Raw genomic sequence first — 23,112 nt, forward strand, 5'->3', positions numbered from 1 at the left:
ACATGCAGGATCCTGCCCCCGAACAGACCCCGGCCATGGACGAGGCAGCAGCGCGGTCGCTGCGCGATGCCAATGCGCCCTTCGTGCGGCTGTGGCAGGGCTTTCTGACCGGGCGTGTGCTGATCGCCGCAGCGCTGCTGCTGCTGCAACTGGCCCTTCTGGGAATGCAGCCCGGCAGCAACCCGCTGGTCTGGCTGGTCTGCCTCGGCTACCTGGGGCTGACGCTGCTGCTGCGCCTGACGGCGCGCGCCCAGCCACCGTCGCCCCGGGCAGGCGTGCACTGGCTGCCCGTGATCGGTGTGGACATCGTGGCCATCAGCCTGCTGCAGACGCTGCAGACCGGCCCGCTCAACTATTCGGCGCTGCTGGCCATCCCCATCCTGATCTCGGCCGTGCTGGGTGGCCTGACGCTGGCGCTGGCCACCACCGCCAGCGTCACGCTGCTGACCCTGGGCTGGGTGGCATGGCAGGATCTGGCCAACCATCTGGACAGCACCCAGGCCTACTACCAGGCCAGCTTTGCATGCGCCGGCTACTTCGCCGTGGCCTACCTGACGCATGAGCTGGCCCGCCGCGTGCGGCGCGAGCGGCACCTGGCACAGCACAGCAGCCGCAAGGCGCGGACCCAGGAGCAGGTCAATGCGCTGGTGATCCGCCACCTGGCCGAGGGTGTCCTGGTGGTTGATCCGCAGTTCCGCGTACAGCAGGCCAACCCGGCGGCCCTGCGCCTGCTGGGACTGGCCGACGGGCACGGCCTGCCCTTCGCCCTGGAGGCACATGCGGGCTGGCAGCGGCTGCAAGACGCCGTGGCACAGAGCTTCGCCCAGAATCTGCCGATCTCGGCGGCCGTCCATCTGCAGTCCATCGGCCAGGAGGGCATGACGGGCCTGCACCTGCGCACCTGGCTGACCGAGGTCGCGGCCGTGCCCGAAGCACAAGACCCCGACGAGCCCGCGCTGCTGCAGCAGCTGTGCGTGGTCTTCCTGCACGACCTGCGCGAGCTGGAGGCGCGGCTGCGCACCGAAAAGCTGGCATCCATGGGCCGCATGTCCGCCGCCGTGGCCCACGAGATCCGCAACCCGCTGGCCGCCATCACCCAGGCCAACGCCCTGCTCTCGGAGGACCTGGCCCAGGAGCCGGCCCAGCAGCAGCTGTGCCGCATCGTGGGGCAGAATGCCGAGCGCCTGGCGCGCATCGTCGAGGATGTGCTCAACATCGCCCGGGCCCAGCAGCACATCGGCGAAACCCATGCCGGCCTGCTCGACCTGGACCAGCACGTGGCCCAGGTCTGCCAGGAATGGCAGGCCCAGGGTCAGCCCGCACGCCTCGTCCAGCTCCATCTGGACGCCAAGGCGAGAAGCGTGGTCTTCGATCACGAGCACCTGCGCCGCATCCTCGTGAACCTGATGGACAATGCCCAGCGCTACCGCAGCAGTGCGCAGGACGCACATGCGCTGCAGGTGCTGACCGGCGCGCCGGCAGCAGGCCAGATCTGGCTGCAGGTCTGGAGCGATGGCGCGGCGCTGGAGCCGACGGTCCAGCGCCATCTGTTCGAGCCTTTCTTCTCCTCGGAGAGCCGCTCCAGCGGCCTGGGCCTGTACATCTGCCGGGAGCTGTGCCAGCGCTACGATGCCGGCATCAGCTACCAGCGGCTGTCACGGCCCACGCCGCGCGGCCTCGTCGAAGGCAATGCCTTCAGCATCGTGTTCCGCGCGGCGCCGGCCTCGGCACTGCCGGCCTCCCTGTTTGACCAGATTGTGGTGTGATGTCCGTGAACTCCCAGCCCGCAGCCGCCTCGATCCTCGTCGTGGACGACGAGCCGGATCTGCGCACCCTCTATGAACTGACCTTGCTGCGCGAAGGCTACCGCGTGGAGACCGCCGCCAGCGTGGGCGAGGCACGCGAGCAGCTTCAGACCCAGCGCTTCGACGTGGTCATCACCGACATGCGCCTGCCCGACGGCATGGGCATGGAGCTGCTGCAGGATCTGCGCCAGCAGCAGCGCCGCGAACGCTGCGTGGTCATGACGGCCTACGGCTCCGCCGAGAACGCGGTGGAGGCACTGCGATCAGGTGCCTTCGACTACCTGACCAAGCCCGTGGATCTCAAGCAATTCCGCCAGGTCGTGGCCTCGGCCGCGCAGGGCGTGGGGGGCGTGCCCCCGCCGGGAGCCATGCCGGCGCGCGCTCCCTCCATGGCGCCGGGCGCCGGCCCCGTGCTCAGCGGCAGCGGCGCGCTGGATGCCATGGTCGGCGACTCGCCGGCCATGCAGGCCGTCAAGCAGCGCATCGCCAAGGTGGCTCGCGGCATGGCACCGGTGCTGGTGCACGGCGAGTCGGGTACGGGCAAGGAGCTGGTGGCGCGTGCCCTGCACGCCTGCAGCCAGCGCGCCAGCGGGCCCCTCATCGCGGTCAACTGCGGCGCCATTCCCGAAAACCTCCTGGAAGCCGAGTTCTTCGGCGCGCGCAAGGGCTCCTACACCGGAGCCACCCAGGACCGCGATGGCTACTTCCAGGCGGCGCGCGGCGGCACACTGTTCCTCGACGAGATCGGCGACCTTCCCCTTCCCATGCAGGCCAAGCTGCTGCGTGCCATCCAGGAGCGCCGCGTGCGCGCGCTGGGCTCCACGCAGGAGGAGGCCGCCGATGTGCGCATCGTCAGCGCCACGCACCGCGATCTCGCCGCCGACGTGCAGCAAGGACGCTTTCGCCAGGATCTGTACTACCGCCTCAACGTCATCGAGGTACTGCTGCCCCCGCTGCGCGAGCGGCGCGAGGATCTCCCGGCCCTGTGCCGCGCGCTGCTGGCGCGGCTGTCCCAGGAATCGGGCCTGCCCATGCCCGAGATCGATGCCCGCACGCTGGAGCAGATCGCCAGCCTGCCGCTGCCCGGCAATGTGCGCGAACTGGAGAACCTGCTGCACCGCGCCATCACGCTGGGCGAGGACGGACCGCTGCGCATAGACCCCGAGATGCAGCTGCCCTGCGGCACGCCGCCAGCTCCGCCGCTGCCGCCACCCGGCGGATCGCAGGACAGCAACGGGCTCGTAGCGCCACAGCCCGCCGAGGCCGGCCTGCCACGGGATCTGCAGGCCTGGCTGGACGAACGCGAGCGCGGCATCCTCGTGCAGGCACTGCAGGAAAACGGCTTCAACCGCACGGCCACGGCCGCACGGCTGGGACTGAGCCTGCGCCAGATCCGCTACCGCATAGAGCGCCTGAACATCGCCCTGCCCGGCGACGCCGGAGCCGAAGCGGACGGAGGCGGCCATGGCGAATCCTGAGCCACAGGCTCCGCTCCACGCCGCAGGGATCTGGCAAGGAGGCTGGCTGGCGCAGGCCCGCCACCTGCCTTCACCCAACTTCGGGGAACGTCCCGCGCAGGCGCGGATCGATCTGGTGGTCGTGCACTCCATCAGCCTGCCGCCCGGCGAGTTCGGCACAGGCGCGGTACAGCAGCTGTTCACGAACCGGCTCGACTGGGACGCACACCCCTACTACCAGGGCATACGCGGGCTGGAGGTGTCGGCGCATTTCCTCATCACGCGCCAGGGCGAGATATGGCAGTTCGTCGACTGCGACGCACGTGCCTGGCATGCCGGTGCCTCGTGCTGGCGCGGCCGGGACCGCTGCAACGACGACTCCATCGGCATAGAGTTGGAAGGCCTGGAAGGCCTTCGCTTCGAGCCCGCGCAGTATGCGGCGCTGGACACCCTGTGCGAGGCCATCGCGCAACGCTATCCGGTGGCCCATCTCGCCGGCCACGAGCACATCGCACCGGGACGCAAGCACGATCCGGGGCCGGGCTTCGACTGGCCTCGACTGCGCCGGCTGCTGGCCAGCCATGGCCCGACATCGCACTGGCAGCTTCCCCCGGGCACCGACCACGCCCCAACGTAAGCGCACACCCTCTTCACAAAGCCTGCCGGGCAATGCTTCCCGTCAGGCTTTTCCACAGGCAGAGCCGAGGCCGGTTGTCAATCCAGGATGGAACCGATGTGGCGTGCAGCCGCATCACGGCGTTGCCGGAACTTTTTTTACAAATGCATGCACATGCCCCAGCCCCACTGTCCATGGGGCTTTCAGCGGACCGTGCACCCCGGGGTCAAGGCTGCCGCGGCTTTCGGCGGGACAGGGCCCGCAAGCCTCCGTGCTGCCGTCATCTGCTGCTATGGCTTGCGTGTGGCGCACCATTTTGGCGCGGTACAAAAAGCCGGTTTTGCGGTTGTGAGGACCCCGTGTACATGAGACGGCGATACACTACAGGTAGTGCTCCAGAGCACGCTGGACACCATATCTAGTGTTCACAAGTTGTGAACACCCTGTGAAAACGGTGTGCACATCCGGCCCCCGAATCCATCTCTCGGCAAGTCTGCCCCCAGTGCAGGCCCGCGTCTGTCCTATCCACAAACACCCGTTGAGGAAACTCATGCAAGAAGCACTGAATTCTTTGGCTCCCGCTGCGCACGGTGATGCTGCCAATCCTTCCTCCCCCAGCCACCTGTCCGCCCAGGACGGCTACCAGATCATCCGCCGCAGCGGCGACGTGGTGCCCTTCACTCCGCAGAAGATCGCCATCGCGCTGACCAAGGCCTTCCTGGCCGTGCGCGGCGCCCAGGGCGCGGCCTCGGCCAGCGTGCGCGAGACCGTGGATGAGCTGACCCAGGCCGTGGTGCGCGCCCTGCTGCGCTCGCGCCCGGGCGGCGGCACCTTCCATATCGAGGACGTGCAGGACCAGGTCGAACTGGGCCTGATGCGCGGCGGCCACCATGATGTAGCACGTGCCTATGTGCTGTACCGCGAGCGCCGCAACCAGGAGCGCGCCGAGCAGAAGAAGGCCGCCGAGGCCGCCGCTGCCGCCGCTGCCGCGCCGGCCCCCGTGCTGCATGTGACCGACAACGGCCAGCGCGTGCCGCTGGACCAGGCCCGCCTGCGCGCCCTGATCGAAGCCTCCTGCAGCAACCTGAACGCCGACATCCAGGCCGCGCCGATCGTGGCCGAGACGCTGCGCAACCTCTATGACGGCGTGCCGATCGAGGAAGTGTTCAAGGCCTCCATCCTGGCCGCGCGCACGCTGATCGAAAAGGATCCCGACTACACCTATGTCACCGCCCGCCTGCTGCTGCACACCATCGTGCGCGAGGTCATGGGCCGCGACGTGCAGCCTGCCGACATCCAGGCCGCCTACGCGGACTACTTTCCCGGCTTCATCCAGAAGGGCGTGGACAACGAACTGCTCAACCCCGAGCTGCTGAAGTTCGACCTGCCGCGCCTGGGCGCCGCGCTCAAGGCCGAACGCGACCAGCAGTTCGACTACCTGGGCCTGCAGACCCTGTACGACCGCTACTTCCTGCACGTGCGCAAGACGCGCATCGAACTGCCCCAGTCCTTCTTCATGCGCGTGGCCATGGGTCTGGCGCTGCAGGAAGACGACCGCAATGCGCGTGCCATCGAGTTCTACGAGCTGCTGTCATCCTTCGACTTCATGAGCAGCACGCCCACGCTGTTCAACAGCGGCACGCTGCGTTCGCAGCTTTCCTCGTGCTACCTGACCACGGTGCCCGACGACCTGGACGGCATCTACGAATCGATCAAGGAAAACGCCCTGCTGTCCAAGTTCGCGGGCGGCCTGGGCAACGACTGGACGCGCGTGCGCGCCCTGGGCTCGCGCATCAAGGGAACGAACGGCGAGTCGCAGGGCGTGGTGCCCTTCCTCAAGGTGGTCAACGACACGGCAGTGGCCGTGAACCAGGGCGGCAAGCGCAAGGGCGCGGTCTGCACCTACCTGGAGACCTGGCACCTGGACATCGAGGAGTTCCTGGAGCTGCGCAAGAACACCGGCGATGACCGCCGCCGCACGCACGACATGAACACGGCGAACTGGATTCCCGACCTGTTCATGAAGCGCGTCATGGAAAAGGGCCAGTGGACCCTGTTCTCGCCCTCCGACGTCGGCGACCTGCACGACCTGTTCGGCGCCGCCTTCGAGCGCGCCTACACCGCCTACGAGGCCAAGGCCGACAGCGGCGAGCTGAAGCTGTTCAAGCGCATCCCCGCCGTGGACCTGTGGCGCAAGATGCTGTCCATGCTGTTCGAGACCGGCCACCCCTGGGTCACCTTCAAGGATCCCTGCAACGTGCGCTCGCCCCAGCAGCACGCCGGCGTGGTGCATTCATCCAATCTGTGCACCGAGATCACGCTGAACACCAGCGACACCGAGACCGCCGTCTGCAACCTGGGCTCGGTCAACCTGGCACGCCACATTGCCGACGGCGCCATCGACCACGACAAGCTGCGCAAGACCATCAACACGGCCATGCGCATGCTCGACAACGTGATCGACATCAACTACTACGCCGTGCAGAAGGCCAGGGATTCCAACCTGCGCCACCGCCCCGTGGGCCTGGGCCTGATGGGTTTCCAGGATGCGCTCTATGAAATGCGCATCGCCTACGCCAGCGACGCGGCCGTGGAGTTCGCCGACCAGTCGATGGAAGCCATCTGCTACTACGCCTACCAGGCATCGACCGAGCTGGCCAGGGAACGTGGCCAGTACTCCAGCTACAAGGGCTCGCTGTGGGACCAGGGCATCCTGCCGCTGGACACGCTGAACCTGCTGGAGAAGGCGCGCGGCGGCTACGTGGAGGTGGACCGCTCGGCCCGCCTGGACTGGGAAGCGCTGCGCGCGAAGATCGCCCGGCACGGCATGCGCAACTCCAACTGCGTGGCCATCGCTCCGACGGCAACCATCTCCAACATCGTCGGCGTCGATGCCTCCATCGAGCCGTCGTTCGGCAACCTGTCGGTCAAGTCCAACCTCTCGGGCGAATTCACCGTCATCAACCAGTACCTGGTGCGTGACCTCAAGCGCCTGGGCCTGTGGGACGACGTGATGGTCATGGACCTCAAGCACTTCGACGGCTCGCTGCGTCCCATCGACCGCGTGCCACAGGACGTCAAGAACCTCTACGCCACGGCCTTCGAAGTCGAGCCCACCTGGCTGGTCGAGGCCGCCGCACGCCGCCAGAAGTGGATCGACCAGGCCCAGAGCCTGAACATCTACATGGCCGGAGCATCGGGCAAGAAGCTGGACGACACCTACAAGCTGGCCTGGCTGCGCGGTCTGAAGACCACCTACTACCTGCGCACCACCAGCGCCACCAACATCGAGAAGTCCACGGTGCAAAGCCGCGTGCTCAATGCCGTCCCCTCGGCGGCAGCCGCACAGCCCGCCGCCGTGAGCACCTCCAGTGCCCTGGAAGCCGCTGCCGCCGCCGCGCGCGCCCAGGCCCCGGCGACGGACATCAAGTTCTGCGCCATCGACGATCCCGGCTGCGAAGCCTGCCAGTAAGCCAGGCCACGCAAAGCCCCGCATCGGGGCTTTGCGCCGCCCGCCAGCCAGCGCTGTGCGCGGTATCGCCGCCACGGACCTTGGGCCCGCTCAACACGCAAGGCCACCCATGGTCCTACATTGACCGGGGCGAAAAGAGAGAGATCTTTCGCACCGAATGAACTGAACATATGCCCCAGGGCATGCCGGAGAACCATGCAATGCTGACCTTTGACGACGACGCCACCCTCTCGAACACGCCGGCAGGCGCCGGAGCGGCAACCGCGTCCTCCAGCACACACCAGCGCGTCAACGCCGCCGACAAGCGCATCATCAACGCCAAGACCGACGTCAACCAGCTGGTGCCGTTCAAGTACAAGTGGGCCTGGGAAAAGTACCTGGCCACCTGCGCCAACCACTGGATGCCGCAGGAAGTGAACATGAACCGCGACATCGCACTGTGGAAGGACCCCAACGGGCTGACCGAGGACGAGCGCCGCATCGTCAAGCGCAACCTGGGCTTCTTCGTGACGGCCGACTCGCTGGCGGCCAACAACATCGTGCTGGGCACCTACCGCCACATCACGGCACCCGAATGCCGCCAGTTCCTGCTGCGCCAGGCTTTCGAGGAGGCCATCCACACCCATGCCTACCAGTACATCGTGGAGTCGCTGGGACTCGATGAAGGCGAGATCTTCAACGCCTACAACGAGGTCAAGTCCATCCGCGACAAGGACGAGTTCCTGATCCCCTTCATCGAAGCGATCATGGACCCCGACTTCAAGACCGGCACGCCCGAGACCGACCAGACCCTGCTCAAGTCGCTGATCGTCTTTGCCTGCCTGATGGAAGGCCTGTTCTTCTACGTGGGCTTCACGCAGATCCTCGCGCTGGGCCGCCAGAACAAGATGACGGGTGCCGCCGAGCAGTACCAGTACATCCTGCGCGACGAGTCCATGCACTGCAACTTCGGCATCGACCTGATCAACCAGCTCAAGCTCGAGAATCCGCACCTGTGGACGGCCGAGTTCAAGGAAGAAATCACGGCGCTGTTCGTGAAGGCCGTGGAGCTGGAGTACCGCTACGCGGAGGACACCATGCCGCGCGGCGTACTCGGCATGAACGCATCGATGTTCAAGGGCTACCTGCGCTACATCGCCAACCGTCGCGCCACGCAGATCGGCCTGGAGGCACTGTTCCCCAACGAGGAAAATCCCTTCCCCTGGATGAGCGAGATGATCGATCTGAAGAAGGAACGTAACTTCTTTGAGACACGCGTCATCGAGTATCAAACCGGAGGCGCACTTTCCTGGGATTAATCGCTTCTCTGCAGGCACAATGCAATCCATGACGCGCTTCACGCTTTTGCAACACCGATGGTGTTGCGGCGTGGGGCGTCTCCGTGTTCATTGCGATGCGTCACTCCACATCGCTTTGAATCGCTTCGGAGCCCCGTACCCCGAAGTGTTTTGTGCAAATCAACGAAGGAGAAGATGATGGCAACTGCGAAGAAGACGGCCTCCACCAAGGCCCCCACCGACAAGAAGACCACCGCCAAGAAGGCGGCTGCTCCCAAGGCTGAAGCCGTGAAGAAGACCACGGCCACCGCCAAGGCAGCGCCCGCCAAGAAGGCTGCTGCGCCTGCTGCGAAGAAGGCCGCCGCTCCCGCTGTGAAGAAGGCAGCCGCTCCTGCCAAGAAGGCTGCCGCGCCTGCTGCAAAGAAGGCTGCCGCTCCCGCCAAGAAGGCTGCTGCGCCTGCTGCGAAGAAGGCTGCCGCTCCCGCCAAGAAGGCTGCTGCGCCTGCTGCGAAGAAGGCCGCCGCTCCCGCCAAGAAGGCTGCCGCGCCTGCTGCGAAGAAGGCCGCCGCTCCCGCCAAGAAGGCTGCCGCGCCTGCTGCGAAGAAGGCCGCCGCTCCCGCCAAGAAGGCTGCTGCGCCCGCTGCGAAGAAGGCCGCCGCTCCCGCCAAGAAGGCTGCCGCGCCCGCTGCGAAGAAGGCCGCCGCTCCCGCCAAGAAGGCTGCCGCGCCCGCTGCGAAGAAGGCCGCCGCTCCCGCCAAGAAGGCTGCTGCGCCCGCTGCGAAGAAGGCCGCCGCTCCCGCCAAGAAGGCTGCTGCGCCCGCTGCGAAGAAGGCTGCCGCTCCCGCCAAGAAGGCTGCTGCGCCCGCTGCGAAGAAGGCTGCCGCTCCCGCCAAGAAGGCTGCCGCGCCCGCCAAGGCCGCAGCAGCGCCGGCCAAGGCCGCCGCTCCTGCAGCTCCGAAGAAGGCCGCGCCCAAGAAGGCCGCTGCGCCCAAGAAGGCTGCTGCTGCTCCCGCAGCCGCTCCCGCCCCTGCAGCCGCTCCCGCAGCCGCAGCGCCCATCGCGCAAACCCGCCTGGCTCCTCAGGCCGCATGGCCCTTCCCCACGGGCAACAAGCCCTGAGACTTTTCCGGTCTCAAAGCAAAAAGCCCGGCTCTTTCGAGCCGGGCTTTTTTCATCGCCAGACCATCCATCAGGGCTGATCGAAGTCCAGCACGTAGTTCTGCGGCCCGCGGCTGGCGATCTTGAGCGCCCCCAGGCGGTTGCCCAGCTCGGCGCAGCGCACCAGCTCCCAGCCGCGCTCCAGGCCGAACAGCAGGGCGCCGCGCCATGCGTCGCCGCAGCCCGTGGGGTCCACCACGGCCGCCGCCTGCACCGGAGCCACCAGTGTCTTGTCGCCATGCACCCAGACCTCGCAGCCCTCCGCGCCCAAGGTGACGATCAGGCCCTGCACCTGCTCCGAAATCTGCTCCAGACTCCAGCCCGTGCGCTCGCTGAGCATGCGTGCCTCGTAGTCGTTCACGGCCACCCAGTCGGCCTGCTCGATGAAGCTGCGCAATTCCTGCCCGTCGAACATCGGCAGGCCCTGGCCCGGATCGAAGACGAAGGGGATGCCGGCGGCCTTGAATTGCTGGGCATGCTCGAGCATGGCCTGGCGCCCATCAGGCGCAATGATGCCAACACGCACATGCTCCTTGAGTTGCGGCGTGATCCGGTTGCCGTGGGCCTGCATCATGGCGCCCGGGTGGAAGGCCGTGATCTGGTTGTTGTCGCGGTCCGTCATGATCATGCACTGGGCCGTGTGCGTGTCCTGCAACTGGCCGATGTGCGCGGTCTGCACGCCCAGCGCCTTCAGGCGCTGCACATAGTCCTCGCCATCGCTGCCCACCATGGCCATGGGCCAGGCATCGCCGCCCAGCAGACGCAGCGCATAGGCGATGTTGCCCGCGCAGCCGCCGAAATCGCGGCGCAGCGTGGGCACCAGGAAGGACACATTGAGGATGTGCAACTGGTCGGGAAGGATCTGGTCGGCAAACCTTCCATCGAAGGTCATGATGTTGTCGAACGCAAGCGATCCGCAGATGAGAGCGGCCATGGTGCCTCGGCTTTCTTGAAAAGTCAGGGGAATTCAGGGATAAAAAACCAGTGCGCGGTAGCCGGCGACAGCCGCCTCCAGGCCCTGTACCTCGACCGGAGCGGTCACGCTCCACTCGCCGTGGCCTTCGATCTGCGCGGGCGCGCCGAACTGCTCAAGCCGTATCACGCGCCGCAGCAGCAGCTTGTCCTGCGCATCGGTGAGCGTGAGCTCCACCGCCGGCATGGCCACGGGAAAGTCGGAGCGGTTCTCCAGGCTCAGGCTCCACTGGTACTGGCCAGTGCGTGGAAGCTGCCTGAAGCCCGAGCTGCCGATGACCACGTCACCGATCTGGCGGCGCGGCTGCAGCTCGCAACCGGCCAGGGAGCACAGCGCCTGCAGCGTCGGCGCCAGCGCAGGGTGCTGCACGGCCAGCGCATCGCGCTGGCTCCACATGACCTGGCCCGCCAGCACCGCCACGCCCGCCAGGCTGCCCAGCAACAGAACTGCGCGCACCGCAGGCCGGCGCCAGAACGCCTTGCGCCGGGCCTGGCGCACGAAGCCGGGCTCGGCCTCGGGCAGTGCGGCTGCGGCTTCGCCGGCTTCGCTGTCAGGCCAGCGGGAGAACTGCGGCGAGGGGACAGACACGGCGCAGGTCTCTGCGGCCTGCTGCGGGTCTTGCGCAGCTGGTGCCCCGGCAGGCGCGCGCTCCGACCGGACATCGACGCCACCTGCCAGCACCCCATCACTGCGCTCATCGCGCTGCGGCGGCAGGGTACCGGCCTCGGCCGGCGATGCAGCAGAGGCGGGCAGGCCGGCAGATCCGCTCAGGCTGGCCGCAGCCAGCAATTCATCCGCAAGCGACGCAGCAGGCTGTTCCTGTGCTGCGGCTTCAGCCCGCATGGTGGTTGCGGGTGCAGCGGCTGGCTCGGGCAAGGCAGGTGGCGGCGAGGGCTCCGGCGCCGCAGGCGGCTGTGGTGATGCCGTCGCACCCGCCCTGGCGAGCTCGGGGCCGGAGGTCTTTGCCAACGATGCCTTCCCCTGCAAGCCCACCGGGGCGGTCGGCAGCCACATCGACTCCCGGAACTCGCGGATGTCCTCGTCCTCGGGCTGGAGGTCATGGCGCGCGGCACCACCGTCTGCCGCATGTCCGGGCGCATGCACGGAAGCCGCGGGCAGGGGCTGCAGGTCCTCGGACGCGTCGAACACTTCATGGCAGACGCCACAGCGCACCCACCCCTGCGAAATGCGCAGTTGGTCGGCAACCACTTTGAAGCGGGTTCCACAGGCGGGGCAGCGGGTGACTTGGCTCATCAGCGATCGATTGTAGGCAGCTGCTGGCGGACCGCGCCATGAAGGCAGCGGCCACGCAGGGACTCGGGGCCGGTATCAGCCGGGGCGGCGCGCGGTCATCAGGATCCAGCCGTCCTCGCTGTCTGCGACCTCCAGCGCCAGATAGGGTGCGTAGGCTTCCTGGAGTTCCTCGGCCTGCCGCTCCAGGATGCCCGCCAGCACCAGATGCCCGCCAGCGGCCACGCGCGCGCACAGCAGCGGTGCCAGCACCTTGAGCGGCGTGGCGAGGATGTTGGCCAGCACGGTGCGGTATTCACCGGACACGGCATCGGGCAGGCCCGCCTTCAACTGCACCGCGTTGGCGTCGGCGTTGTAGCGCGTGGACTCCACGGCCGCAGGGTCGATATCGACCGCATCGATGTCGGTGGCGCCGAACTTGGCCGCGCCGATGGCCAGGATGCCCGAGCCGCAACCATAGTCCAGCGTGCGGCCCAGGCCGCCCTGGGGCTGGCGTGCGATCCAGCGCAGGCACATGCGCGTGGTCGGATGCGTTCCCGTACCGAAGGCCAGGCCCGGATCCAGCCGGATGCTCACGCGCGCCTCGGGCGGCAGCTCGTGCCAGGTGGGCACGATCCAGAACTCGGGGGTGATGTCCACGGGCGCGAACTGGGACTGCGTCAGGCGCACCCAGTCCTGCTCGGGCACCTGCTTGACCGCGATGATGCTGCAGCCCTCGAAGAAGTCCTGGGGCAGCAGCAGTTCGCGCGCTTCCTCGGCCGCTTCCTGCGAGGGGAACAGCGCCACGAGACGGCTGCGCTGCCAGCCATCCTTGGGCGGGGGCATGCCGGGTTCGCCGAACAGCGCCTGCTCGGCCTCGGTCTGAGCGTCGGCGTCCTCCACCGACACGCTCAACGCATCCAGTGCGTCCAGCGCGTCGCTGAGGGTCTCAACCCGGTCTTCCGGGCACAGCAGGCTCAACTCGAACATGGGCCCATCCTTTCCTATGCAATAAATGAAAAAGCTGGCCTCCGTCGCCGGGGGCCAGCATGCATGGTCAATCGGGTGACCCGCTCAACGCTTGTTGGCGCTGCGGTGCGCCAGCCACTCTTCCAGGTAGTGGATGTTGGTGCCGCCTTCCATGAACTTGGCGTCCACCATCAGGTCCTGGTGCAGCGGAATGTTGGTCTTGATGCCTTCGACCACGGTCTCCAGCAGCGCCGTGCGCATGCGCGCCAGCGCCTGTTCGCGCGTATCGCCATGGACGATGATCTTGCCGATCATGGAGTCGTAGTTGGGCGGCACGAAGTAGTTGTTGTAGACATGCGAGTCCACGCGCACACCCGGGCCTCCCGGTGCGTGCCACATCGTGATGCGGCCCGGCGAGGGCATGAAGTTGTACGGATCCTCGGCGTTCACGCGGCACTCGATCGCATGGCCCTTGAGCTGGGCATTGATCTGGCGCTGGGTGAAGGGCAGCTTCTCGCCCGCGGCCACCATGATCTGGGTGCGCACGATGTCCACGCCGGTGATCAACTCGGTCACCGGGTGCTCGACCTGCACGCGGGTGTTCATCTCGATGAAGTAGAACTCGCCGTTCTCGTAGAGGAACTCGAAGGTGCCGGCGCCGCGGTAGCCCAGCTTCTTGCAGGCTGCGGCGCAGCGCTCTCCGATCTTCTCGACCAGGCGCCGAGGAATGCCGGGAGCCGGAGCTTCCTCGATGACCTTCTGGTGGCGACGCTGCATGGAGCAGTCACGCTCGCCCAGATAGACCGCATTGCGGTGGTTGTCGGCCAGGATCTGGATTTCCACATGGCGAGGGTTCTGCAGGAACTTCTCCATGTAGACGGCCGGATTGCCGAAGGCAGCGCCGGCTTCCGCCTTGGTCATCTGCACGGCATTGATCAGCGCCGCCTCGGTATGCACCACGCGCATGCCTCGGCCACCGCCACCGCCCGCGGCCTTGATGATCACCGGATAGCCCACGGCCTTGGCAATGCGGCGGATCTGCACGGGATCGTCGGGCAGTTCACCATCCGAGCCAGGCACGCAGGGCACGCCAGCCTTGATCATGGCCTGCTTGGCCGAGACCTTGTCGCCCATGGTGCGGATGTTGTCGGGCGTGGGGCCGATGAAGGTGAAGCCGCTCTTTTCCACGCGCTCGGCGAAGTCGGCGTTCTCGCTGAGAAAGCCGTAGCCAGGGTGGATGGCCTCGGCATCGGTCACTTCCGCGGCCGAGATGATGGCCGGCATGTTGAGATAGCTCAACGGCGAAGGCGCCGGGCCTATGCACACGGCTTCGTCGGCCAGCTTGACGTACTTGGCGTCTCGGTCGGCTTCGGAATACACCATCACCGCCTTGATGCCGAGTTCACGGCAGGCGCGCTGGATGCGCAGGGCGATCTCGCCCCGGTTGGCAACCAAAATTTTCTTAAACATGAAGGTCCTCGCGGCCGGGTGCCTGCGCCGGTACGCAGGCGGCAGCCGTCAGTTGAGCCAATTGCTCTGTCGCGCCGCGGCATGCGTTCGCGCCAGGGCGTCGTGCCGCTTGCGGCATCGCTCGCCTGCTGATTATTCGATGACGAACAGAGGCTGGCCGTACTCTACCGCCTGGCCATTCTCACCCAGGATGCGTGTGATGGTGCCGCTCTTGTCGGCTTCGATCTCGTTGAGGATCTTCATCGCCTCGATGATGCAGATGGTCTCGCCTTCCTTGACCTGGTTGCCCACTTCCACGAAGGGCTTGGCACCCGGGCTGGATGCGCGGTAGAAGGTACCGACCATGGGCGACTTCACCACATGGCCCGAGACTGCGGCTTCGGTTGCAGGAGCTGCCACGGGCGCGGCAACAGGTGCTGCGACGGGCGCTGCCACGGGCAGGGGGGCCGCCTGCACGGGTGCGGCGACATAGTGCTGAACCACGGCGCCTTCGCTCTTGACGATCCGGACCTTGCCCTCTGCTTCGGTGATCTCCAGTTCCGACACGTTCGATTCGGACACCAGATCAATGAGGGTCTTGAGTTTTCGCAAATCCATGGGAGCTCCAGCGGCTAACAACTAAATAGGGCGCGAATTTACTCCAATTTCGCCCTTCTGCGCGCATTGCCGCATATTTTTCATCAACGTCGCCATGGAATTCAGGGCATTTCCTGAGCTTGCACAGCCTTGGGCCGATCCCGGGATCAGCCTTTCGCACTCCAGGAAGCCAGATCTTCGGTAGTGAGCTCACCTATTTTACGTTGCCGCACCATGCCATCCTCGCCAAGCAGCACGGTGAAGGGCAGCCCGCCCTGCAGATTGCCCAGGGAGCGCGTCAGGCCCAGCCCCCCCTCCACGGCCAGCGCCACGGGGAAGCGCAAGGGAGTGCGGCCCAGAAAACGCTGCACGGCCTCGGGCTTGTCCACCGCCAGGCCAATGACCTGGATGCCGTGCTGGTCTTGGCGCGCCGAAAACGCATCCAGCATGGGCAGCTCGCGCACGCAGGGGGGACACCAGGTGGCCCAGAAATTCACCAGCACCGGCTTGCCCCGCCAGCGTGACAGCGTCATGGCCGAGCCATCGGGCGTCAGGAACTGCTGCCTCCACAGCTGCTCCTCCACGCCGGACTCCATGGCATGGGGCTGAAAACGCCACCATGCGAGGCCAGCGCCTCCCAAGGCCGCCGCCGCCGCCACCGCGCCCGTGAGCCAGCGGCGCCGGGAAGAAGTGTTTTGACCGGCATCCATCGAATCGACATCAGCCATGGCCGGCCTCCTGCTCGTCTTCGGCCAGCAGCCGGCGCAGCGCGTCGGCATTCCCGCGCTGGCTGCGGCCTTGCGCGTCGGGCTTGAGCGCACCGCGCAGGTCATCGAGGTCGTGGACCAGCAGGTGCACGCCCACCTCCTCGTTGAGCGGGCGGCAGAAGGCATGGATGCTCAAGGCCTCCACGCTCTGGCCCGTGAAGCCCGTCACTGTGCTGGGCTCGTACTCCACATGCTGGTTGATCAACTCGATCTCGGTGGATTTGGGGTCATCGCAAAACAGCTGCAGGTAGATGTCAGACAGCCGCGTGGCCGTCCCGCGCCAGACCGCGCCAGCCAGGTGGGGCCGGAACGGCTCCAGCCGCTGCATCCATTGCAGCGCCAGTTCCCGCAACGCCCGCAGCTCCCGGGGCTGGGTATCGGCGCAGAACAGGGTGATGTACTCGCGCACGGCCTCCTCCACCAGGTCATTGCCCGGCAGCGCCGTGCGCGCGGGCAGGCCCAGCTGGCGCAGTGCGCGGTGCTTGGCAGGCCCCCATTCCAGCCCCTCCTCGACCACGAGGCGGGCGGCGGTCTGGGCAATTTCGGCAGTGGCTTGGTCCATGGCTTTCCGATCCGCTGTATCCCTGCATATATATATGACGTCCCGCAGGAACGCCCGGCCCATTGTGGCCCAAGCCACGACCCCGGTGGCCCCGGACGGGCTTTGCCCACCGGCCGCTCCCGCCACGACGGACAATTTGGCAACCTTGTGTTTCCAGGTGCCCGCGCCTGCTGCGCGGCAAGCTCCTGTTTTCGAGCCACAGCCCTCCCGGGCATGGCGGCAACCGTAGAATGCCCGGCCATGCACATACATATTCTGGGCATCTGCGGCACCTTCATGGGGGGACTGGCCGCCCTGGCGCGCGAGGCAGGCCATCGCGTCACCGGCTGCGATGCCGGCGTCTATCCGCCGATGAGCGACCAGCTGCGTGCCCTGGGCATCGAGCTGATCGAAGGCTATGGCGCCGAGCAGATGGCGCTTGAACCCGACATGTATGTCGTGGGCAACGTGGTCAGCCGTGCGCGGCTGGCCGACGGCAGCCCCAAGTTCCCGCTGATGGAGGCGATCCTCGAAAGCGGAGTCCCCTACGCCAGCGGCCCCCAGTGGCTGTCCGAGCAGGTGCTGCACCATCCCGCCTGCCCACGCCATGTGCTGGCCGTGGCGGGCACGCACGGCAAGACCACCACGACCTCGATGCTGGCCTGGATCCTCGAGTGCGCGGGCCTGCAGCCGGGCTTTCTGGTCGGCGGCGTGCCGCTGGATTTCGGCGTCTCGGCACGGCTGGGCGCGGCCAGCCGCCCCGTCCCGGGCCCTGGGCCGGCCGGCGCGGAGCCGGTCTTCGTGATCGAGGCCGACGAGTACGACACGGCCTTCTTCGACAAGCGCAGCAAGTTCGTCCACTACCGGCCGCGCACGGCCGTGCTCAACAATCTGGAGTTCGACCACGCCGACATCTTTGACGATCTCGCGGCCATCGAGCGCCAATTCCACCATCTGGTACGCACGGTCCCCGCCTCGGGCCGGCTCGTGGTCAACGGCATCGAGGAGAGCATCACCCGCGTGCTGCACCAGGGCTGCTGGAGCGAGGTGAGCAGCTTCGGCGCGGTGGTCAGCGATTACAGCGCCCAGGGCGATCCCGGAGCCTTCGATGTGCTGCACCGTGGCCGCAAGGTGGCACGCCTCGAATGGGCATTGACCGGTGAGCACAACCAGCTCAACGCACTGGCCGCCATCGCGGCGGCCGAGCACGTGGGAGTGACGCCGGCCCAGGCCTGCGATGCCCTGGCACGCTTTCAGAACGTCAAGCGCCGCATGGAATTGCGCGGTGTCTCAGGCGGTGTGTCCGTCTACGACGATTTCGCCCACCACCCCACGGCCATACGCACCACGCTGGACGGCTTGCGCCGCAAGCTCGGACGCCAGGCGCGCATCCTGGCCGTGTTCGAGCCGCGCAGCAACACCATGAAGCTGGGCACCATGAAGTCCCAGCTGCCCTGGTCGCTGGAGAGTGCCGACCTGGTGTTCTGCCACACGGCTGGCCTGGACTGGGATGCCGCCGAGGCGCTGCACCCCCTGGGCGTGGGCCCGGGCCACAAGGCGCAGGTCGCGGGCGATATCGGCACGCTGGTGGAGCAGGTCCGCGCGGCGGCCCGCCCGGGGGACCACGTGGTGTGCATGAGCAATGGCGGATTTGGCGGCATCCACCCCAGGCTGCTGGCAGCCCTGCAGCCATCCGCCTGAAGCCGCAAGGAGGGACCGCAATGAACAAAGCCCGGGCATGCCCGGGCTTTGTTCATGGGATCGGCGCCTGTCAGTAGCTGATGGACATGGCCGGAACATCCACGCGGATCAGCGGCTTGGACAGTACGGCCTGGGCAGCCACGGCATAGCGGTTGCGCCATTGCTCGTCGTCGAACATCCCGGAGCGCGTGCGCGCAGCGCGCGCCACCACCACCAGCTTGTCGGCCAGCAGGACCTTGCCGCTGGCGCGCAACGGCTCGCAGTCCATGGAGATGAACTGCTGGTCCAGCCATTGCCGCCCTTCATCCGAACTCATGGGCGTGAGCCCGCTGGTGTCCGTGCGGTATTCCTTTCCGGCATCCAACACCACAATCACTTCGCTGCGCATGGAACTCCTCTCATCATTACTGGATATGGCCTGTCAGCGCCTCATCGAAGGCAGGGCCGTCGCTCATGCCCGAAGCTTAACCGCAAGCGCCTTTTCCCTGCCTCGCACAAGCTGACATGCCTCAAGCAGGCCCACACCACCGCCGGCAGGGTTTGTCGGCAGGGCACCTCCCATGCTGCGGGGCGACCGTACAATGGCCTGCCGATTGGCCCCGCTACCGATGGACAGCACCGCATGACGCCCGATACACCGCACCAGACATTGCTCGACCAGTTGCAGCAACTCGAAGACGAGTTGCGCACGCAGAGCCTCTGGTCGACCGTGGCGCCCAGCCCCCAGGCCATGGCCTCGACCATGCCTTTCATGTACGACACGCTCAAGCTGCACGAGTGGCTGCAGTGGGTGTTCCTGCCCCGGCTGCGCGCCGTGGTAGAAGCCCAGGGCCAGTTGCCCTGCCAAAGCCATGTGCACCCGCTGGCCGAGCATGAGTGGAGCCAGCCCGTGGAATTCGACAAACGCCAGTTGCTGGTGTTGCTGCTGGCCATAGACGACACGCTGAACCAGGGTGGACTGACCCCCTCCGAGCCAGCCCCCTCGCACTGAAAGCGGGACAGGAAAAGCACAACGGGGCCGGTAAGGGCCCTGTTTTGTTTTTCCTGCCTCAGGCGGCGACCAGTGCCGCAGCCTGCTCGGACTGTCTGACACGGCGCTGTTGCACGGCCGTGGACAACTCCTGCAGGGTGGACAGCGAATCGTCCCAGCCCAGGCAGGCATCGGTGATGCTCTGGCCATAGGTCAGGGCCGCGACGTCATCCTTGCCAGGCGTGAACTTCTGTGCGCCGGCCACGAGATGGCCTTCGATCATCACGCCGAACACACTGCGCGAGCCGCCACCGATCTGCCCGGCGATGTCGCGTGCCACATCCTTTTGGCGCTCGTGCTGCTTGGAGCTGTTGGCATGGCTGCAATCGACCATCAGCGTCGCGGGCAGGCCTGCCTTGTCCAGATCCTCGCAGGCCGCGGCCACGCTGGCTGCATCGTAGTTGGGGGTCTTTCCGCCGCGCAGGATGACATGGCAGTCCTGGTTGCCGGCGGTATTCACGATGGCAACCTGGCCATTCTTGTGCACCGACAGGAAATGGTGGCCGCGGCTGGCCGACTGGATGGCATCGGTGGCGATGCGGATATTGCCATCCGTTCCGTTCTTGAAGCCGATGGGAGCGGAAATGCCCGAAGCCAGCTCGCGGTGCACCTGGCTTTCCGTGGTGCGCGCGCCGATGGCGCCCCAGCTGATCAGGTCGGCGATGTACTGGGGCGAGATCACGTCCAGGAATTCGCTGGCCGCCGGCACACCCAGGCGATTGATATCGATCAGCAACTGGCGCGCGATGCGCAGGCCCTCGTCGATACGGTAGCTCTGGTCCAGGTAGGGGTCGTTGATCAGGCCCTTCCAGCCCACGGTGGTGCGGGGCTTCTCGAAGTACACGCGCATCACGATCTCCAGCGTGTCCTTGTACTGTTCGCGCACCGGTGCCAGGCGACGGGCGTACTCGATGGCCGCAGCCGGATCGTGGATGGAGCAGGGTCCGACGATGACCAGCAGGCGGTCATCCTCACCGGCCATGATGTTGTGGATGGTGCGGCGGGTATCGCCGATCAGGGTTTCGACGGCCGTGCCGCGGATGGGGAAGAAGCGAATGAGGTGCTCGGGAGGGGGCAACACGGTGATGTCCTTGATACGTGCGTCGTCGGTCTGGCCAGTCTTTTGGGAACCGCCGCGATACCAGGAATCGGCGAGGGAAGCTTGATGAGCAGTCATTGCTTGCTTTCGTGAGGAAAGATGGATCGTGGAAAACGGAGCGAAGAATCGGAGGGAAAAACAAAAAAACCGCCGGGCTTTGCAGCTTCGGCGGTTCTGAGGGAGGTCTTTGTTCGGGTGCGCGCGCTTACCTCTCTTCCGCCGGGGAGGAGAACCAAAAGTAAAAGTAAAAGGAGGTACGGGCTTGCATGGCGTTCAATGTAGCACAGTCATTTTTCGCAGTGCAACATGGTCATGTGCCTGAAGCATGCGCGGTGCGATGCCTCCCAGAGGGGAGGGGGGAAATTGAAGATTCATGAAAACTGCTTTTTAAAAACAATAACGCAATAAAATTTCCATGTAAGCAAAATTTCAGCATGCATGTGCAATTTTATTGCGTGAAATCATGAATCCTTGCAACAACCTGTGCCGATGCATTCGCGCATCATCCACGGCCGGTCCGGCGCTGCAGCAAAGCGTCGGCCAGCCTTCGCAGGATACGGCGCAGGGCGCGCCACAAGCGCCGGGGACGACCCGCGCAAGGGGGCAGCACTCCAGTCACATCCACCTCGCCGGCAACGGCAGCGGATTCGGCGAACATGTCGATCAACAGGCATGCATGGCCCAGAAGGCGCCACCCCATTCGTTCGCAGCGCCTGAAATATTCGGGCTCCTGGGCATCGCCAACTAGCACGGTCTGCTGCCAGGCATGCACGGCTTGCCTGAAGCCCATCAGCAGGCGCTGGTAGGCGGGAAATTCGTACAGTGTCCGCCATCCCGCGGCCAGCGTGGTGAGGAAGTGCTGGTGGTCCAGCACCGCCAGATCGAGTTGCTGCACGGCCTCCTCCACGGCGGGGCGTGCGCTGCCCGCATAGCGGACGCGCACGGCCTCATCCAGCGCCACGGCCAGCAGGGCCAGTTGCTGGTGCATGGGCTGCAGGTCGCCCACGAGCAGCTCATGCCGCCAGAAACGGCTCAGCCTCGACTCGCTGGTCCAGGCACGCCAGTGGTCCGGAAGGCTGCGCAGCGGGTGGGCGGATGTCTGCGCGCCGGGCCGGGAAGGGAGGGAAAGCTGGGTCATGGGATCGGCGCCATGCGGCGCCCGCAGGACACGGCAGGCCGCTGCAGGCAGGACAGGGCCCTGCATGGGGGCACCGGGCAGGGGCTCCCGGCCGTCAGGCCGTGCCGCCCACCGTCAGGCCATCGATGCGCAACGTGGGCTGGCCCACGCCCACGGGCACGCTCTGGCCTTCCTTGCCGCAGGTTCCAACGCCGCTGTCCAGCCGCATGTCGTTGCCGATCATGGTGATGTGCTTGAGCGACTCGGGCCCGCTGCCCACGATGGTCGCGCCCTTGACCGGGTACTGGATCTTGCCGTTCTCGACCCAGTAGGCCTCGCTGGCGGAGAACACGAACTTGCCGCTGGTGATGTCGACCTGGCCACCGCCGAAGTTGGTGGCATACAGGCCCTTCTTGATCGAGGCCACGATCTCCTGCGGGTCCTTGTCGCCGCCGAGCATGTAGGTATTGGTCATGCGCGGCATGGGGATATGGGCATAGCTTTCGCGACGGCCGTTGCCCGTGGGCTTGACACCCATGAGGCGGGCGTTCATCGCATCCTGGATGTAGCCCTTGAGGATGCCATCCTCGATCAGCACATTGCTCTGGCTGGGGCAGCCTTCGTCATCGACGTTGAGCGAGCCGCGGCGGTCGGCCAGCGTGCCGTCATCCAGCACCGTGACGCCTTTGGCGGCCACACGCTGGCCGATGCGGCCACTGAAGGCGCTGGCGCCCTTTCGATTGAAGTCGCCTTCGAGACCATGGCCCACGGCTTCGTGCAGCAGCACGCCGGGCCAGCCGGGTCCCAGCACCACGGTCATCTCGCCGGCGGGTGCGGGGCGCGATTCGAGGTTGGTCAGGGCCGCGCTCACGGCCTCGTCCACATACTGGGCGATCTGTTCGTCACTGAAATAGGCCAGGCCGAAGCGGCCGCCCCCACCCGCCGAGCCGACCTCGCGCCGGCCCTTTTGCTCTGCAATGACGGTCACGGACAGTCGAACCAGCGGGCGCACATCCGCAGCCAGCGTGCCGTCGGCGCGGGCCACGAGCACCACGTCGTACTCGCTGGCCAGGCCGGCCATGACCTGGACGACACGCGGATCCTTGGCGCGGGCCAACGTTTCCACCTTGCCCAGCAGCTCGACCTTGGCCGTGCTGTCCAGCGTGGCAATGGGGTCCAATCCCGGATACAGCGAACGACTCGGTGCGATCTTCGACGCATTGGCACGCACGCGCTTGCTCTGAGACACTCCCGAGATGGAGCGCACCGTGCGCGCGGCATCGATCAGCGAGGCCTCGGAGATATCGTCCGAATAGGCGAATGCCGTCTTCTCCCCGCTGACCGCACGCACTCCCACGCCCTGGTCGATGCTGAAGCTGCCGGTCTTGACGATGCCTTCTTCCAGGCTCCAGCCTTCGGCACGTGTGTACTGGAAATACAGGTCGGCGTCGTCGACCTGATGGCTGCGGATCTGGGCCAGTGCGCGCGCGAGATGGGTTTCATCGAGCCCGAAGGGTTCAAGCAGCAACTGGCGCGCCGTGGCCAGGCGTTCAAGGGTGGGTTCGCGGGAGATCATGCACCCATTGTAGAGAGGCAGCCATGCCCTCGGCGTGCAGCGGTCGCGACCTGCGCGCCGGCGGTACAAAAAAGAACGGAATGCCGCCCCACCAGGCTGAGCGGCATTCCGTGGGCATGCATCCTCGTGGATGGTGGACATGCTGGCCCATGTCCACGTCTGCTTTGTACCGCGCCCCGGCGACGCTGGCAAGAGAGCAGCCTCTCCCCTCGGCATCAGAAAACAGGAGCAGATCAGGCTTGCGGACACTGGCTTTTCCCGCTGAATCACCAGGAAAG

The 23,112-nt window shown here is 66.4% G+C and carries 19 protein-coding genes; 8 read left to right on the plus strand and 11 right to left on the minus strand.

From position 1 onward, the window contains the following. Positions 1-2 precede the first annotated feature (2 nt). From L1Z78_RS23320 to L1Z78_RS23345, 6 genes are all read left to right on the plus strand, one after another. Complete coding sequence (locus tag L1Z78_RS23320; RefSeq protein WP_234638710.1) at positions 3-1,766, plus strand: sensor histidine kinase; 1,764 nt, start codon at positions 3-5, stop codon at positions 1,764-1,766. Further along, positions 1,766-3,283 carry a sigma-54-dependent transcriptional regulator gene (locus tag L1Z78_RS23325; protein ID WP_234638711.1) on the plus strand — a complete coding sequence of 506 codons (1,518 nt, stop codon included), beginning with the start codon at positions 1,766-1,768 and terminating at the stop codon, positions 3,281-3,283. The genes L1Z78_RS23320 and L1Z78_RS23325 overlap by 1 nt, the downstream gene beginning before the upstream one ends. Next, a complete protein-coding gene (gene ampD, locus L1Z78_RS23330; protein WP_234638712.1) occupies positions 3,270-3,899 on the plus strand; it encodes a 1,6-anhydro-N-acetylmuramyl-L-alanine amidase AmpD in 630 nt (209 codons plus the stop codon). Before L1Z78_RS23325 ends, ampD begins: the two co-directional genes overlap by 14 nt. 529 nt (positions 3,900-4,428) lie before the next feature. Then, the gene (locus L1Z78_RS23335) at positions 4,429-7,350 is read left to right on the plus strand and encodes a ribonucleoside-diphosphate reductase subunit alpha (protein WP_234638713.1); all 2,922 of its coding nucleotides are present in this window, start codon (positions 4,429-4,431) and stop codon (positions 7,348-7,350) included. Positions 7,351-7,550: 200 nt separating this feature from the next. Continuing rightward, entirely contained in the window at positions 7,551-8,648 is a 1,098-nt protein-coding gene (locus L1Z78_RS23340; RefSeq protein WP_234638714.1) for a ribonucleotide-diphosphate reductase subunit beta, read from the plus strand. 177 nt (positions 8,649-8,825) lie between these two features. Continuing rightward, complete coding sequence (locus L1Z78_RS23345; protein WP_234638715.1) at positions 8,826-9,746, plus strand: hypothetical protein; 921 nt, start codon at positions 8,826-8,828, stop codon at positions 9,744-9,746. 70 nt (positions 9,747-9,816) lie between these two features. On the opposite strand, the gene L1Z78_RS23350 is transcribed toward L1Z78_RS23345, so the two are convergent. From L1Z78_RS23350 to L1Z78_RS23380, 7 genes are all read right to left on the minus strand, one after another. Further along, positions 9,817-10,719 (minus strand): carbohydrate kinase family protein, encoded by a 903-nt coding sequence (locus tag L1Z78_RS23350; protein ID WP_234638716.1) that lies wholly within the window; start codon positions 10,717-10,719, stop codon positions 9,817-9,819. Between the two features lie 33 nt (positions 10,720-10,752). Then, positions 10,753-12,012 carry a zinc-ribbon and DUF3426 domain-containing protein gene (locus L1Z78_RS23355; protein WP_234638717.1) on the minus strand — a complete coding sequence of 420 codons (1,260 nt, stop codon included), beginning with the start codon at positions 12,010-12,012 and terminating at the stop codon, positions 10,753-10,755. Positions 12,013-12,087: 75 nt separating this feature from the next. Next, positions 12,088-12,978, minus strand: coding sequence for a 50S ribosomal protein L11 methyltransferase (prmA, locus tag L1Z78_RS23360; RefSeq protein ID WP_234638718.1), 891 nt, complete (start codon positions 12,976-12,978; stop codon positions 12,088-12,090). An 84-nt stretch (positions 12,979-13,062) separates the two neighbouring features. Continuing rightward, positions 13,063-14,427: an acetyl-CoA carboxylase biotin carboxylase subunit gene (accC, locus tag L1Z78_RS23365; RefSeq protein WP_234638719.1), complete on the minus strand. Its 1,365-nt coding sequence runs from the start codon at positions 14,425-14,427 to the stop codon at positions 13,063-13,065. 132 nt (positions 14,428-14,559) lie between these two features. Continuing rightward, entirely contained in the window at positions 14,560-15,024 is a 465-nt protein-coding gene (gene accB / locus L1Z78_RS23370) for an acetyl-CoA carboxylase biotin carboxyl carrier protein (protein ID WP_234638720.1), read from the minus strand. 146 nt (positions 15,025-15,170) lie between these two features. Further along, positions 15,171-15,713, minus strand: a complete 543-nt coding sequence (locus tag L1Z78_RS23375; protein ID WP_234642251.1) for a TlpA family protein disulfide reductase — start codon at positions 15,711-15,713, stop codon at positions 15,171-15,173. A gap of 10 nt (positions 15,714-15,723) precedes the next feature. Then, on the minus strand, positions 15,724-16,332 hold the full coding sequence (locus tag L1Z78_RS23380) for a hypothetical protein (protein WP_234638721.1): 609 nt from the start codon (positions 16,330-16,332) through the stop codon (positions 15,724-15,726). Between the two features lie 240 nt (positions 16,333-16,572). Here L1Z78_RS23380 and mpl point away from each other — a divergent pair, with 240 nt between their 5' ends. After that, positions 16,573-18,012, plus strand: coding sequence for a UDP-N-acetylmuramate:L-alanyl-gamma-D-glutamyl-meso-diaminopimelate ligase (gene mpl, locus L1Z78_RS23385; protein ID WP_234638722.1), 1,440 nt, complete (start codon positions 16,573-16,575; stop codon positions 18,010-18,012). Positions 18,013-18,082: 70 nt separating this feature from the next. Here the strand turns inward: mpl and L1Z78_RS23390 are convergent, their stop codons facing one another. Further along, the gene (locus tag L1Z78_RS23390; protein ID WP_234638723.1) at positions 18,083-18,400 is read right to left on the minus strand and encodes a hypothetical protein; all 318 of its coding nucleotides are present in this window, start codon (positions 18,398-18,400) and stop codon (positions 18,083-18,085) included. Between the two features lie 234 nt (positions 18,401-18,634). Between L1Z78_RS23390 and L1Z78_RS23395 the strand changes: the two genes are divergently transcribed. Continuing rightward, a complete protein-coding gene (locus L1Z78_RS23395; protein WP_234638724.1) occupies positions 18,635-19,003 on the plus strand; it encodes a YqcC family protein in 369 nt (122 codons plus the stop codon). 58 nt (positions 19,004-19,061) lie between these two features. Here L1Z78_RS23395 and L1Z78_RS23400 read toward each other — a convergent pair whose 3' ends face one another. The 3 genes from L1Z78_RS23400 to tldD all read right to left on the minus strand — a co-directional run bounded on the left by L1Z78_RS23400 (position 19,062) and on the right by tldD (position 22,834). Further along, positions 19,062-20,219, minus strand: coding sequence for a 3-deoxy-7-phosphoheptulonate synthase (locus L1Z78_RS23400; protein WP_234638725.1), 1,158 nt, complete (start codon positions 20,217-20,219; stop codon positions 19,062-19,064). Between the two features lie 424 nt (positions 20,220-20,643). Then, positions 20,644-21,279 carry a hypothetical protein gene (locus L1Z78_RS23405; RefSeq protein WP_234638726.1) on the minus strand — a complete coding sequence of 212 codons (636 nt, stop codon included), beginning with the start codon at positions 21,277-21,279 and terminating at the stop codon, positions 20,644-20,646. A 94-nt stretch (positions 21,280-21,373) separates the two neighbouring features. Further along, positions 21,374-22,834 carry a metalloprotease TldD gene (tldD, locus tag L1Z78_RS23410; protein ID WP_234638727.1) on the minus strand — a complete coding sequence of 487 codons (1,461 nt, stop codon included), beginning with the start codon at positions 22,832-22,834 and terminating at the stop codon, positions 21,374-21,376. Positions 22,835-23,112: the final 278 nt, after the last annotated feature.

Origin of the sequence: Delftia tsuruhatensis (assembly GCF_903815225.1) — a bacterium.
GTDB lineage: Bacteria > Pseudomonadota > Gammaproteobacteria > Burkholderiales > Burkholderiaceae_C > Comamonas > Comamonas tsuruhatensis_A.

Excerpts from the sequence above, each read along its gene's own strand:
- prmA (WP_234638718.1), bottom strand. The coding sequence starts at position 12,978 with ATGTTCGAGTTGAGCCTGCTGTGCCCGGAAGACCGGGTTGAGACCCTC.
- mpl (WP_234638722.1), top strand. The coding sequence starts at position 16,573 with ATGCACATACATATTCTGGGCATCTGCGGCACCTTCATGGGGGGACTG.
- L1Z78_RS23395 (WP_234638724.1), top strand. The coding sequence starts at position 18,635 with ATGACGCCCGATACACCGCACCAGACATTGCTCGACCAGTTGCAGCAA.
- L1Z78_RS23340 (WP_234638714.1), top strand. The coding sequence starts at position 7,551 with ATGCTGACCTTTGACGACGACGCCACCCTCTCGAACACGCCGGCAGGC.
- L1Z78_RS23400 (WP_234638725.1), bottom strand. The coding sequence starts at position 20,219 with ATGACTGCTCATCAAGCTTCCCTCGCCGATTCCTGGTATCGCGGCGGT.
- L1Z78_RS23380 (WP_234638721.1), bottom strand. The coding sequence starts at position 16,332 with ATGGACCAAGCCACTGCCGAAATTGCCCAGACCGCCGCCCGCCTCGTG.
- L1Z78_RS23375 (WP_234642251.1), bottom strand. The coding sequence starts at position 15,713 with ATGGATGCCGGTCAAAACACTTCTTCCCGGCGCCGCTGGCTCACGGGC.
- L1Z78_RS23390 (WP_234638723.1), bottom strand. The coding sequence starts at position 18,400 with ATGCGCAGCGAAGTGATTGTGGTGTTGGATGCCGGAAAGGAATACCGC.
- accB (WP_234638720.1), bottom strand. The coding sequence starts at position 15,024 with ATGGATTTGCGAAAACTCAAGACCCTCATTGATCTGGTGTCCGAATCG.
- L1Z78_RS23355 (WP_234638717.1), bottom strand. The coding sequence starts at position 12,012 with ATGAGCCAAGTCACCCGCTGCCCCGCCTGTGGAACCCGCTTCAAAGTG.
- ampD (WP_234638712.1), top strand. The coding sequence starts at position 3,270 with ATGGCGAATCCTGAGCCACAGGCTCCGCTCCACGCCGCAGGGATCTGG.
- L1Z78_RS23345 (WP_234638715.1), top strand. The coding sequence starts at position 8,826 with ATGGCAACTGCGAAGAAGACGGCCTCCACCAAGGCCCCCACCGACAAG.
- tldD (WP_234638727.1), bottom strand. The coding sequence starts at position 22,834 with ATGATCTCCCGCGAACCCACCCTTGAACGCCTGGCCACGGCGCGCCAG.
- accC (WP_234638719.1), bottom strand. The coding sequence starts at position 14,427 with ATGTTTAAGAAAATTTTGGTTGCCAACCGGGGCGAGATCGCCCTGCGC.
- L1Z78_RS23320 (WP_234638710.1), top strand. The coding sequence starts at position 3 with ATGCAGGATCCTGCCCCCGAACAGACCCCGGCCATGGACGAGGCAGCA.
- L1Z78_RS23350 (WP_234638716.1), bottom strand. The coding sequence starts at position 10,719 with ATGGCCGCTCTCATCTGCGGATCGCTTGCGTTCGACAACATCATGACC.
- L1Z78_RS23325 (WP_234638711.1), top strand. The coding sequence starts at position 1,766 with ATGTCCGTGAACTCCCAGCCCGCAGCCGCCTCGATCCTCGTCGTGGAC.
- L1Z78_RS23405 (WP_234638726.1), bottom strand. The coding sequence starts at position 21,279 with ATGACCCAGCTTTCCCTCCCTTCCCGGCCCGGCGCGCAGACATCCGCC.
- L1Z78_RS23335 (WP_234638713.1), top strand. The coding sequence starts at position 4,429 with ATGCAAGAAGCACTGAATTCTTTGGCTCCCGCTGCGCACGGTGATGCT.